This window comes from Rhodohalobacter sp. (assembly GCF_041686455.1).
Lineage (GTDB): Bacteria > Bacteroidota > Rhodothermia > Balneolales > Balneolaceae > Rhodohalobacter.
Map to the genome: position 1 here is coordinate 1 of NZ_JAWLDW010000078.1, position 13,129 is coordinate 13,129.

Annotated in this window: 14 protein-coding genes; 11 read left to right on the top strand and 3 right to left on the bottom strand. The window is 43.1% G+C overall.

What is annotated here, in order from left to right; translation table 11 throughout:
* The 5 genes from argB to ACESM0_RS09530 all read left to right on the top strand — a co-directional run.
* The coding region (gene argB / locus ACESM0_RS09510; protein WP_372905891.1) for an acetylglutamate kinase at positions 1-749 on the top strand (749 nt) is incomplete at its 5' end.
* Positions 750-812: 63 nt separating this feature from the next.
* On the top strand, positions 813-2,048 hold the full coding sequence (locus ACESM0_RS09515; RefSeq protein ID WP_372905893.1) for an aspartate aminotransferase family protein: 1,236 nt from the start codon (positions 813-815) through the stop codon (positions 2,046-2,048).
* A gap of 118 nt (positions 2,049-2,166) precedes the next feature.
* Complete coding sequence (argC, locus tag ACESM0_RS09520) at positions 2,167-3,204, top strand: N-acetyl-gamma-glutamyl-phosphate reductase (RefSeq protein WP_372905895.1); 1,038 nt, start codon at positions 2,167-2,169, stop codon at positions 3,202-3,204.
* 45 nt (positions 3,205-3,249) lie between these two features.
* Entirely contained in the window at positions 3,250-4,461 is a 1,212-nt protein-coding gene (gene argJ, locus ACESM0_RS09525) for a bifunctional glutamate N-acetyltransferase/amino-acid acetyltransferase ArgJ (protein WP_372905897.1), read from the top strand.
* Between the two features lie 287 nt (positions 4,462-4,748).
* Positions 4,749-4,913, top strand: coding sequence for a hypothetical protein (locus ACESM0_RS09530; protein ID WP_372905899.1), 165 nt, complete (start codon positions 4,749-4,751; stop codon positions 4,911-4,913).
* On the opposite strand, the gene ACESM0_RS09535 is transcribed toward ACESM0_RS09530, so the two are convergent.
* Both ACESM0_RS09535 and ACESM0_RS09540 read right to left on the bottom strand, forming a co-directional pair.
* On the bottom strand, positions 4,894-5,478 hold the full coding sequence (locus ACESM0_RS09535) for a Fic/DOC family protein (protein ID WP_372905901.1): 585 nt from the start codon (positions 5,476-5,478) through the stop codon (positions 4,894-4,896). The two genes, ACESM0_RS09530 and ACESM0_RS09535, sit on opposite strands and share 20 nt — an antisense overlap.
* Positions 5,479-6,079: 601 nt before the next feature.
* A complete protein-coding gene (locus ACESM0_RS09540) occupies positions 6,080-7,147 on the bottom strand; it encodes an IS110 family transposase (protein WP_372905903.1) in 1,068 nt (355 codons plus the stop codon).
* Between the two features lie 225 nt (positions 7,148-7,372).
* Between ACESM0_RS09540 and ACESM0_RS09545 the strand changes: the two genes are divergently transcribed.
* The 5 genes from ACESM0_RS09545 to ACESM0_RS09565 all read left to right on the top strand — a co-directional run bounded on the left by ACESM0_RS09545 (position 7,373) and on the right by ACESM0_RS09565 (position 11,116).
* Complete coding sequence (locus ACESM0_RS09545) at positions 7,373-7,894, top strand: hypothetical protein (protein ID WP_372905905.1); 522 nt, start codon at positions 7,373-7,375, stop codon at positions 7,892-7,894.
* Between the two features lie 430 nt (positions 7,895-8,324).
* Positions 8,325-8,582 carry a hypothetical protein gene (locus ACESM0_RS09550; RefSeq protein WP_372905907.1) on the top strand — a complete coding sequence of 86 codons (258 nt, stop codon included), beginning with the start codon at positions 8,325-8,327 and terminating at the stop codon, positions 8,580-8,582.
* A gap of 5 nt (positions 8,583-8,587) precedes the next feature.
* Complete coding sequence (locus ACESM0_RS09555) at positions 8,588-9,082, top strand: CPBP family intramembrane glutamic endopeptidase (RefSeq protein WP_372905909.1); 495 nt, start codon at positions 8,588-8,590, stop codon at positions 9,080-9,082.
* Between the two features lie 221 nt (positions 9,083-9,303).
* Entirely contained in the window at positions 9,304-10,515 is a 1,212-nt protein-coding gene (locus tag ACESM0_RS09560) for a serine hydrolase domain-containing protein (RefSeq protein ID WP_372905911.1), read from the top strand.
* 148 nt (positions 10,516-10,663) lie between these two features.
* Positions 10,664-11,116, top strand: a complete 453-nt coding sequence (locus tag ACESM0_RS09565) for a hypothetical protein (RefSeq protein ID WP_372905913.1) — start codon at positions 10,664-10,666, stop codon at positions 11,114-11,116.
* Positions 11,117-11,310: 194 nt separating this feature from the next.
* Here ACESM0_RS09565 and ACESM0_RS09570 read toward each other — a convergent pair whose 3' ends face one another.
* Positions 11,311-12,396 carry an ice-binding family protein gene (locus ACESM0_RS09570; protein WP_372905914.1) on the bottom strand — a complete coding sequence of 362 codons (1,086 nt, stop codon included), beginning with the start codon at positions 12,394-12,396 and terminating at the stop codon, positions 11,311-11,313.
* Between the two features lie 404 nt (positions 12,397-12,800).
* On the opposite strand from ACESM0_RS09570, the gene ACESM0_RS09575 reads away from it, so the two are divergent.
* Positions 12,801-13,076 carry a hypothetical protein gene (locus ACESM0_RS09575; RefSeq protein ID WP_372905916.1) on the top strand — a complete coding sequence of 92 codons (276 nt, stop codon included), beginning with the start codon at positions 12,801-12,803 and terminating at the stop codon, positions 13,074-13,076.
* The last annotated feature ends 53 nt before the right edge of the window (positions 13,077-13,129 follow it).

Here is a 13,129-nt window from a genome sequence, read left to right on the forward strand (position 1 = left end):
TATCACAGATCGCCTACCTCTATGGTATAGGTGTAAAACCGGTGATCGTTCACGGTGGCGGTATTGAGATCAAACAGCTCCTGGATGATGTTGGAGTTAAATCTGAATTTGTGGGCGGTCATCGCAAAACAGATTCCCTATCAATGAGTTATGTAGAGATGGCCCTGAGCGGAATGGTAAATAAAGAGATTACCGGGCTGCTAAACCACACCGGTGTGAAAGCTGTGGGAATATCAGGCAAAGATGGAGCGATGGTCACGGCCCAAAAACGGTATCATACAGAGACAATTGATGGAAAAGAGAAGCAATCAGACCTAGGCTACGTCGGTGATGTTTTAAAAGTAGACACATCACTGATCAACACGCTTGCTGAAGCCGGATATATCCCGGTCGTTTCCCCGGTTTCAATCGGAGAAGACGGGAAAAGCTATAACATCAATGCTGACATGTTTGCCGGACACCTTGCGGGAGAACTCCATGCCGACAAATTCTTTGCCCTGACCAACATCGACGGACTTCTGGAAGATATCGATCAGCCCAACTCAATCATTCAAACGCTTACACCGGATGAAGCGGCTAATCTTTTCGGTACAGTTATACAGGGAGGAATGATTCCGAAAATTGAAGCATGTATCATAGCGCTCAACAAGGGAGTAAATTCGGCTCATATTATCAATGGGATGAAAGAAGAGAGCTTATTGCGTACATTACTTACTGATATATCTATTGGAACAACTATCCAAAATTGAATTTTGAATAATCTGAGTGATTCAGGTTTATAATCAGATAAAAAGTTTTAAATCCATTCGACCATGTCAAAATCAGGTAAAATTTTAAAAGTGGCGAAATCACTGATTGGCAAACAGCCTGCCAAAAAGAAAGCTGACAAATATCACTTTGACCTATACAAACGATATCCCATTACCTTAGTAAAAGGCAAAGGTTGTAAAGTATGGGATGATGAACGAAATGAGTATATCGACGCCCTTGCCGGAATAGCAGTCAACAGCCTCGGGCATTGTCATCCGAGGATTGTAAATGCGATCCAAAAACAGTCCGGCAAATTGATGCACATCTCCAATTTCTATTACAATGAGCCACAGAGTGATTTGGCCGAAAAACTTGTGAAGGTCTCCGGGCTGGATCGTGTATTTTTCTGCAACAGTGGAGCTGAAGCAGTTGAGGGAGCTATCAAACTGGCTCGAAAATATTCTTCTAATAATGGGAAGACAGGCAAAATCATCTCCATGGGTAACTCATTCCACGGACGTACTCTGGGTACTATTGCCATGGGTAAGGATAAATATCAGAACGGATTTGCACCGATGCCTTCCGGCTTTGATCGGGTTGAATTCAATAATGTGAAAGCGCTGGAAGACCGGGTGAATGACCAGACTGTTGCCATTGTGATGGAGCCAATTCAGGGTGAAGGCGGCATTGTTCCGGTAAGCAAGGAGTTTCTGCAAAAAGCTCGCGACCTGGCCGACAAATATGATTTCCCATTGATTTTAGATGAAGTTCAAACCGGGATCGCAAGAACCGGTAAAATGTTCGCCTATCAGAACTATGGAATTACACCCGATATCGTAGCTTCAGCCAAAGCACTTGGGTCAGGGTTTCCAATCGGTGCAGTTCTGGCAAAAGAGAAGACCGCCAAAGCTTTTGATTACGGAAATCACGGCACAACCTACGGCGGTAACCCGCTCGCCTGCGCTGCTGCTCTAGAAACATTGACTGTGATTGAAGAGGATGGAATTTGTGAAAAAGCCCGGGTACGCGGTGATTACATGATGCAGCGGCTGCGTGATCTCTCTGAAAACTGGGACGCCATACAAGAGGTTCGCGGGGTTGGGCTAATGATTGGTGTTGAGCTTAACTTTCCGGGTGCGGAGGTTGTGGTGGAGATGATGAAACGCGGAGTCCTTTCAAACTGTGCATCAGATGTAGTTATTCGGCTCGTGCCTCCACTTGTTATCAGCAAAGAAGAGATCGACAAAGTGATTGATGTATTGGTTGAATCAATCAAAGAAGTTGAGAAGAAACAGTAGAATAGTTTTTCAGTGTGTCAGTGGCAACAGTTATACAGTGTGTCAGTGAAAATAAAAACTTAATGAATATCTGACTCTCAAGACTCACGACTCAATACTAAATTCTAGTAATTAGATCATGGCTAAATACAAAATCGGAATCGTTGGCGCTACGGGATATACAGGATCAGAACTGCTACGTCTGCTGATACACCATCCCGATGTGACCATCGAATTTATAACAAGCGAAAGTCAGACCGGTAAAAAAGTCAGTGAAATCCATCCTCACCTGATGGATATTTCAGACATGAAACTGGAGAGTGTAAAAAACATCGACAATTTTGATGTTGACTTGGTTTTTTTAGCCCTCCCTCACGGTGTGTCCATGAGTTTTGTGAAAGAACACGGACTGAACAAATTCATCACGATTGATCTGTCGGGAGATTTTCGCCTGCCATCTAAAGAGGTCTATGAGAAATGGTATAAGAAGAAACACAGTGCTGAAATCTATTTCAAAAACTCGGTGTACGGCATGCCGGAACTCTACCGGGATAAAATCCGAAATGCACGGCTGATCGCCAATCCCGGCTGCTATCCTACTTCGGCTATTCTTCCGCTTACACCGCTGATTAAGTACGATTATATTGAATCGAATGGAATTGTTGTTGATGCAAAATCAGGCGTAACCGGAGCCGGAGCCAAAGCTAAGCCCGGAACTCACTTCCCGGATCTGTTCGGCAATTTTTCTGCATATTCACTATTGAATCATCGCCATACACCGGAAATCGAATCGGTCATTCAGGAATATACCAATCTTCAAACCGAAGTACTCTTCACCCCTCACCTCTTACCGATCGACCGGGGAATTTTGACCACAACCTACAGCACGCCCAAAAAACCGATGTCGGTTGAGCTGGTTGAGGAACTCTATTACTCAGTATTTGAAAAAGAGCATTTTGTACGGGTTTTTGACAGTTCACCCAGCCTGAAGAATGTACGGGGCTCCAACTACTGCGATGTTCACGCCACCTACGATCCCCGAACAAATAAGATCATTACCGTTTCGGCGATCGACAATTTAATGAAAGGTGCTGCCGGACAGGCGGTACAAAACATGAATATTATTTTCGGTTTGATTGAATCTACCGGACTCGAACAAATTCCACTCAATCCCTGATCGGGCAAAGAGTTAAGTTTCTAATTAATCAAATTTCTAAAACCGATGTTAAAAAATATAACTCACGTTCGCGGATTCACCTGTTGGGGTGCCCATATGGGGATCAAATCGAAACGTCGGGATCTCGCACTGATCTACTCTGAGGTTCCCGCATCTGCTGCAGCTGTATTTACAAAAAATGTAGTATGTGCTGAACCTGTTAAACTGAGCCGAAAACATATTAAAAACGGCAAGGCTCAGGCTTTTGTGATCAACTCCGGAAATGCAAACGCCTGCACAGGTAAGAAAGGCATGGAAGGCGCTGTGGCCATGGCCAATACGACTGCCAAGGAATTGAAGATCCCCGTTGAATCGGTGCTTGTAGCCTCTACCGGCTTGATCGGTGAGCCGTTTCCAACCGAAAAGGTTCTGAATGGAATTCGGGAAAGTGTAACCAAACTCTCCAGCCGTGAGATTGCTGGGTCATTGGCGGCCAACGCCATTTTAACTACCGATACCTTTGCCAAAGAGGGATTTACATCATTCAAAGTGGATGGAATTGAAATTAATATGGGAGGCATTGCCAAAGGATCAGGAATGATTCACCCCAACATGGGGACCATGCTTGCATTTATTGTTTCTGATATCGCAATCACACCTAAACTGCTGGATGAAGCCCTCCGCACTGCCGTGGATAAATCTTTCAACATGATTACCGTGGATGGCGATACGTCTACCAATGACATGGTTGGTATTATGTGCAACGGCAAAGCGGGTAATGAAGAGATCACAGAAAAGGATGCGAACTACGACCTTTTCCTCGCCAACCTTGAAAAACTATGCTCACACCTCGCCAAGCTCATTATTTCAGACGGTGAAGGTTCAACCAAGCTGATCGAGTACCGTACAGAAGGAGCTAAAACCGAAGAGGATGCCCGGAAAGTTGTGCGAACGGTTTCCAACTCCAACTTAGTTAAAACAGCCATCTTCGGCTCCGACCCAAACTGGGGACGAATTATTGCCGCAGCCGGACGAGCCGGCGTTGATTTCGATCCCGAACAGCTCGATCTCTATATTGGCACCAAGATGAATAATTTGATTCCGGTACTTGAAAAATCACAGCCCATCGATGGTATTCGTAAAAAGCTGGACAAGGTGATGGAATCCTCAAACATTATTATCCTGATCGACTTAAATCAGGGTAAATCTGAAGCAGTTGGCTGGGGCTCTGACTTCTCCTACGAATATGTACGAATTAACGCTGAGTACACGACGTAACGTTTAAAACTTCTGACCATCCAGAGTCCGGTTCATAATCTATCTTAGTTTGATTCCAATTATTGTAAGAATCCGCTTTGAAATTCTTTCAGAAAAGTGTCGTTTTTCTAATATTATCGGACATTGACCAAATAATATATGTCGTATAAACTCCTAAATATCAGTCTTTAATTGCAACTAACAGTAAAATCAGATATTCTGCGACAGGCAGGATGGTTTGAGTTCTGTCGTGTAATTATATGTTATAATGCTTGCCACTTTTATTCACTTTTTGGTATATTAGAGGCATGAAATCAAAGAAAAATATCGAGTCTATTTCCCGTGGAGCTATGAAATCACAGCGGGCATCTTTTCGTATTGAAGGGATTGATATATCTAAAAAGAAAGCTGAGAAAATCCGCCGAGAAGTAGTTCAGGAATTTCAGCAAAAGGTTACTTCTCCAACATCCTGAAAAGCTCGATCATCGGCTGGTAATTCTTTTCTGCTGCCGATTGCACAGCTTTTATGTATTCCGACATCTTCTTCTCTGTAATCTTTCCGAAGCTGAATTTTTTGAAATCAAACTTTGCCGCAATTAAATCTACGAAGAGTCGAGCTGTACGTCCATTCCCCTCTCTGAATGGATGAATAAATAGTAATTCTGCGTGTATTGGGGAAACATATTGTATGAGCTCTTCATATCCTTCTACGTGCTTTGGAAGATCACCAAGAAACTCAGTTTCAAATTCCTGAATAATGTCTGGCAGAAATTTAGCCGTTGGAAAAGTAAATCCACCTTTGGACATATTCACTTGTCTGAGTTCTCCTGCAAATTCGTATAAATGATGTAGAGCAGTCTTGTGAATTTCCGAGATCAAGTTCCAATCGAAGGAATCCACTTTATCTAAATCGGATTCAAATTTAATTTCAGCTCTAAGAAATCCCCGATATTCTTCTTCTGCGATCTTATCAGGATCGGTTAGTCCAAGTTTGTTGGGCAGGATTTCATCTTCTGATTTTGGCGTTTGATATTTCATGTCTAAAAGATAAGCCGAAACGAAGTAAAGCGCATTATAACATATATATGGCCTCCAATGTCAAGTGGCAATAGGTCTCCCGGGCGAGAAAAAAATCTCTTCTCGCTTTGCCGGTTTCGATACAATTTCAATGGCGTTGTACTACAAGCAGTTTTCAATAACGGTTTTGCAGTTCATCTGACTGCACCAAACATATATAGAGGCTCAGCATTTCAAGGGTTTTCAACTGACAAACCAGGAAATGGCCCCACAATTGTGGGGCGGCCATAGAAAATAATGCGTACCCTTTTGCCGGACAATCAAACAGCAGGCTCAGATATAAATACATTCTGTCCAGTTATAGCAAGTCTCGGGAAAGGGGCAGCACAGATCCTCCTGGTATTCCGGAGGAAGTTCATCCACATCCATTGCGTCGAATATAATATTGAAGGAGCGGGTGCGGCGTCCAATCAAAGCCTGCGAGCTATCGAGGGCTTTTTTTGGCTTATCCAGTCAACGCGGTGATCTGCTATGCAGTCACAGTGATAGCAACTGGCGAAATCAAGCTCTACCCTCATTCTTCGTGCTTAGTTATACGTCGGGCTCACCGGCACCCCTCCCGTTATGTTTTTTCGCTTGCCATATGACTTTGCAGGAACATGTTTATGTTAAAAAGATTTCCTCGCCGGAGCATGTAGTACACGGCAATACCTAACCGCTTGGCGACAATACTGAGTGCTTTACTTTTCCCGTGACGATTAATCAGGCGGTTGTAGTATTTTTCAGCCGGTTTGGTGTGTCGGAGAAACAGGACGGCTGCCTCCGAGAAGGCCCACCTTAAATGGGCATTCCCAATTCGCCCACCGGTGGTTCCATAATTCTTTCCAGCCGACGATTTTTGACCCTTTACCAGGCGCCCGTAGGAGCAAAATTCTCCTCTGCTGGGAAACCGGCTAATATCATGAATTTCATAGAGCATGGTGAGAGCCAGTACTTCGCCCACCCCGGGGATCGATCGAAGTAAACGCAGGTCCGTGGGACTGTGATTTTTTGCAAGCTTTAAAATCTGTTTATCCAGGTTTTTGATGATCGGATCGTAGTGGTCGATCAGCTGCAGATCGGTTTCCACGATGAGCTGGACTACCGGGTCAGGAAAGTGTCCTACGATATCTTTATCGCGCCTGTGGTGGGGCCTGGACAGGGTTCCGAGTGGATCCAGGTTGTATTGCATCGTGGTATTCTGGATGTGGGACAGCAGTTCGGCCCGTTTGCGCACAAAATGGTTTCGCCGACGCATCAGGTCCCTTGTAGCCCGCATCTCAGGTGGATAGACGTAGGCTACGGGAAAGTTGCCGCCGCGGATCAGCCGGGCGATCTTTAACGAATCAATTCGATCGTTCTTGGTCTTGACGCCGTGAATGGCCTTCATATACAGGGCGTGACCCAGTACAAAATCGATGCCCTCCTCCTCGCATAAATCGGCCAGCCAGTACCAGCAGAAAATGCATTCCACACCAACAACGATATCGCCCCGAAACGGTTCAATCGCTTGCAAAAAGCGATCGGGCCGGCAGGGGATGTTTTTGTGGTAGACCTTCTTGCCTTCCTTATCCAGCACGCAGACATACATCGTTCTTGCATGCAGATCTATTCCACAGTAATATGCGTGAACACCGGTGTATACATTCATGGTTTTCCTCCTTGGGTTTGTTATGAGTTTGGCAGAACCGTAATCTACGATTCTGGGAGGAGGCCATGAATAATATCAAGGCGTTTCAAATCGGACGCGGACGAAGATCGATCAAACTTGTTTGTAAGGAATTAATTTCGCTACTTCAACCAAATCATAATCCCCGCGCCGCTTAAACGCTGGGCCGTTATATTTCTTTATTGCTCGTTTACTTAAAACCCATATATGAACAACCTTTCCAGAATACTGACTCTTACCTTTTTGATATTCACCCAAAACGCGCTTGGTCAAAATCTTATTGATAGTTCCCTGACAGAAACAGAATACCTGAATATAACAGAGGAACTGAAAGTCTTCTCTGATTTTGAAAATGTCGGTGGTGCAATTATTTATCGTGATGATAATAGAACGTTATCTTTAGGACACTTAAAAAAAGACAGCCTTCATGTCATCCTTCTAGAAAAAATTAATGTTGGCAAAAGACCAACAAAACAGATGCTCGATACGCTGAATTTTATTAGTTATTCTGAAAATAATTGGACCAATTTAAATATGTGTACAGATATTGATAATCCGGATAGAAAAGGAATTTTCGGCTTTTATAATCGTGAAAAAGGAAAAGACTACACCAATAAAAAATACTTCGACAATATAGTTTTTGCATGGCAGGTAGATTTAAATAATTCACGTATGGAGTTAATTAACCCAGATAGAATTAAATGTGTAAATATTGGATATGGGGTTTAAAACATAACACCTTTAAAAAGGACTTTGTCAAGGGCATATAGTTTCCCCACCGTCAATTAACGTTCTCATTTATTCTCTTCAGTATTCTGACATGTATCGCATACTAATGGCAAGGCCGGTCTTGTGATCTTAGCTGACGCTATTGGCGTCCAAACATCCGCCGGAAGTCGGAGATATTCGGAAAGGCAAACATAAACCCTCCAGGTACACTTCGAAATTGGGAACAAGGGAGGCGCAAGCCTCAGGGTCCGGCTAAAGTAACTTTTGAAGATTGCAGAGAAGTGACCAAAAGCAATTTTGGAATCTTTATCATAAACTGATCCCCACATAACCAGTGGTTAAATCTGACGGATACCGGATTTCGGATCATGGACAGCTATTCGAACCGGCAGTAATCTATTAAACCTTCAGCAGGCTTTAAGTTAATCAGATGTCAAAAACTCCTGCCCTGTCGAATGACATTGAACTCTTCCGACCGGTTCTGCGAAAGATCATCCCTGCTGCCTGGTTGATGATCACCGGAATTTTTCTGATCCATACCCTGATCCGTTTTGGTGGAATATGGAATCCTCTGTTTATCCCCATATCAATGATGATCCTCTGGCCCATCCCCTGGCTTTTTTCAACCAGGGAAGCCCGAAACGGCATGGGGTTTAAAATCCCAATATCAAACATCTGGTTTTTTTAGGTCCATTGTACGCTCTGGCTGCATTGGCTGTTTGTGTAGGTACCGCATGGTTGATCTTTGGAAATAGTGATGACAACTGGATGGTTCAGCACGCTATATATTTAAATGAGTCTATGTCGCAAGCCCCGTCAAATGCTTCCGTATTCACCCGATTTACTCTCGTAACTTTTCCGGCTCTCATTTTCAGTCCATTTGCCGAAGAATTATTATATAGAGGTTGTATGATTTCGGGCTTTTCAAAAACTTGGGGAGTTCCTGTTGCACTGTGTATTAAGGCATTTGCTTTTGCTTTGGTTCACCTGACACACTATGGACTGAACCCGGTTCAACCATCGCTCATTGCAGTTTGGCTCCCCTCTATGTTTTTTGTGGCTTTGGTATTGGGATGGATCGTTCTTAAAAGCAATTCCATCTGGGTTGCCTTTTTATCTCATAGATTCTTTAATTTTAGGATGAACGGGCTGGTTTTTCTTTTTCTTCCGGATCTTGTTTGCGTTTGATCTGCCTGCCTAAAAATGAATCTGCTCTTGTCTTCATTCAGAAGTCTTTTTAAACTTATTTTGATGAAAAGTTCTATTCATAACTCTTTCGCATTATTTAGGTACATTCCATCAAAATTGAACCCAATACATTTCCATATTGAATTCAGTTTTTATGTATCCTTGGATATGAATTTTATCAGAAACCGAAACGGTATCTATTTGCCACACATGGAAAGCCTGTGACCCGAATTATCTCTGCAATCCTTTTACTGGTCGTTGTTTTTGGATCATACCTGGCTTTTACCGATATCATTTCGGAGCCGGACGTTGTCGAAATCACCCCTGAACCCGAAGAGTGGGTGATGGATGAGGCTTTGGCTCTCTACCTGGAAGAATTTGAGAAGAATTTTAAAGCAGGGCTAAACAACAAACGAATCCCGGGTGCTGCGGTTTCCATCGTAAAGGATGGGCGTGTTGTCTATCAAAAAGGGTTTGGGGTAAAAGAGACTGGGCAGTCTGATTTGGTCGATGAACATACCGTATTCCGGTTGGGAAGTGTATCTAAAGGTTTTGCATCGGTTCTAACGGGCGTGTTGGTTGAAGATGGAGTGGTAAGCTGGGATGGTCCCGTATCACGCTATGTGAAGGAGTTTAAACTGAATGATCCGGCCCAAACCGGCCGGGTTCAGGTTAGGCATCTACTGTCACACACGTCAGGTCTGCCACGCCATGCCTATACGAATTTAGTGGAAGACGGACTTTCGCTGGATCGCATTATCCCCCGATTTTCACAGGTCCCATTGATTGCAAAAGAAGGTGAACAAATTGCCTACCAAAATGCGGCATATTCAACCATAGAAAAAGTACTGGAAGTTCAAACCGATTCAGACTTCAACACACTCTTGAATGATAAGCTGTTCACACCTCTGGCAATGAATCATGCTTCGGCAGCTTACGACAGCATACAGTATTCCGAGAATAAAGCGCTGCCTCATGTTTACTACTCCCGCTCTCGGGGACGTGTTTCGATTCCTATAACTAAGAAATACTACAATACGGTCTCTTCCGGCGGAATCAATGCTTCTGCATCAGATATGGGAAAGTGGCTGCTTCTGTTAACAGGAAACTATCCTGACATTATTTCGAAGGAAACGCTTGATGAAATTTATAATCCGTTAGCCAGCATTAATAACCGGCGATTCAGCAGATATTGGGATGGAGTGAACGTATCTTCCTATGGAATGGGATGGAGAGTACTTGAAAATCATGGGCAAAAGATCGTGTACCATGGAGGATATGTAAACGGATACCGCAGCGAAATTGCTTTTGCTCCTGAAGATGGTTTAGGGATAAGCATTCTGATTAATACCAACTCAAGCTACCCGTTAGAAGTTATTCCAAACTTTTTTAATCACTTTAATTCAATTTCTGCCGACGTTTTTTCGGAGTGATGTTTAACGGCGATGAGAATAATCAACACTAATGAAACGGCCGGACCAGTACTTTTTCAATCTGTATATTTTTGCTGATAACATTGAATGGGTGAATATCAGCTGTTTACCCGAAAATCTGTTTCCCCAATGTATTTATTAAAATAACATGATTGCCCGAATATCGACACATCTCTCCTGCTCGGAAGAGGATCTCTGGCAGAAGGTCATTGAGCCGGCATCCTTGCAGTATGTAGCGTCTCCAATACTGAATTTTGTTCCGGAACAAGAGGGGGATCTTTCCGGTGAATGGCAAACAGGCACTCCCTATCCGCTGAAGCTCTACTTCCTGAAATTTATCCCATTGGGTAGGCACACGATTACGATTGTAGAAATCGATAAAGAGACGAATACAATTGTCAGTGAAGAGAACGGGCGTCTTGCCAACATTTGGAATCATACGATCCACTTTCGGGAAGTTGCGCCAGGGCGTTTAAGTTACACAGATGAAATTGAAATAGAGGCCGGCTGGCTCACGCCGGCTATCTGGCTGTTTGCACAGATATTTTATCGGCATCGTCAGCGACGATGGAAGGTTTTATTGCAGACTAAGCATACCTAATTATTAACAGTTTTGTGTGTAATGCAACGGGGGGTTTAACGTGCGATCAATCAAAAATAGTTTTGCCTAATATTTTTTTCAAAAGAGCTGTTAATATTATCCAGACAATAAAAAAGCAGCTCTGCTATCAACAGAACTGCCTGGGATACTGGAAATTATAAATGTATCTCTGTCTACATCTATATTCTTCTTGATTATTGTGGCGCTACTACGGTGTTGGCATCGAAAATCGCAGCAGTTTGAGCTAAAATTCGGCCATTCAGTGATGCACCTGTATTCAGTGTGATGCCTGTCATTGAAAGAATGATTCCCTCAAAATGTGAGGTTGTGCCAATAGTTGCTTCACCGGCTACCTGCCAGATTATATTTTGGGCTTGTGCCCCGCCGGTAAGAGTAATACTAACATCAGAGCTCATCGTTACATTTTCAGCGATCTGTAAAATCCAGACAGCGTTTTCGTCACCCGAAAATGTTACATCATCCGTAATCAGAACGGTATTGCTCCATTTATAGAGACCGGGAGATAGTGTTTTTCCGCCAATTTCTCCGGTATACAATTCAACGAAGTCGGGAGATGTTCGTCCTGCTGCGTCATCATATGCAGTGGCCATATTCTCAACGGCTGTTGTTAAGTTTGACGGTGTAGGATCGACCATATCTGCAGCGTAAATTCTTCCGGTTACCTGGTCAGATGTAGAATATCCTGTTTCTGCAGTCTGAGAAAAGCCGGTTATAAAACTTTCGGCCGCCGGGCTTAATCCCATATCGCCTGTAAAAGTTGAAGTCGGGTTATTATTAATAGCCGATTTCGCAAGAACGACATAGTTACCGGCTGTTCCGAGATTTACAGATTCCATTTGTTCGGTGCTACCTCCGGTTGTAAAATTCCACTCATAATCATTCGAAAGTGCAACACCTGAAGAATTTTTAGCATCGATTGAAATGTTTGCTGTGTAATCAGTTTGGGCGGCAAAAACATTTTCCGGGGTAAACGTAGCCGTGGTACCCGAATAGTCTACAATACCGTTAATCGTTGTAGATCCCTGCTGTAAAGTGATCGTTGAATTGTTCATCGTTGTCGCATCCATGGCTTCATCAAAAACAATTTCTAAAACCATGTTTCGCTCTACATCTTCTTGATTACTGATTGGTGTAGTAGAAAATACTTCAGGGGCATCAGGATCGATATCTGCATCTGTACTGGTGTCGCATCCAACCATAAATGAGGCTAAAAAAAGTGCGGCCATCATTGAGGCATTAAAAAACTTAGTTATTATCATAAAATCTGGGTTACTCAATTGTTGAGGTTTGTGAAATTATTATCACACCAACAATGTAGAGCTGCCCATAATGATAAGTGTTACAACAGGATATCTAAGAGTTACATGTATTACTGAATTTTAAGAGTATTGCAGATTCAGTTTATGATATTTTGTTCTTCTGAGAATATCCCGGTTCTCCTAATAGCACAAGAGTTTATACATCCGTCTGTCCGTACCGGTAAAGAATTATGCTTAATGCCATTCCATCATTAGACACGTTTGTACTGTTTTTTAAACAGAAATCCGTGAATTATGTAACTGATCTGAATAATTGAATAACGCTAACCTTTATTAACAAACATATTTTTTAGTTGTGATCATTGGGCAACAGAATCCATCAATATTGAAGCAGTTCTTGAATCATGTCAATAAAATCAAAAGAGAAAGCACTCCATTTCTACTTTCGCATCCCTGTTGCCTTACTCTCGTTGGTACTTGTTTTCAGTACCGCAATTCCTCTACTCCGCAGTAATGTCTGGTGGATTCGAATCTTCGATTTTCCGCGCATACAGATCGCTTTACTGATCGTACTAACCCTGGCAAACTATACAGCTCTGCATCTTTTCAAACGACTTCAGCCATGGGAATACGTGCTTGCTCACCCCACGGGTGGGGCGGGGCTTTTACACCAGCTATGATATCTAAAACCACCTCATGCGCTATCCGCTGGATCATCTCTTCGCATCTAAAC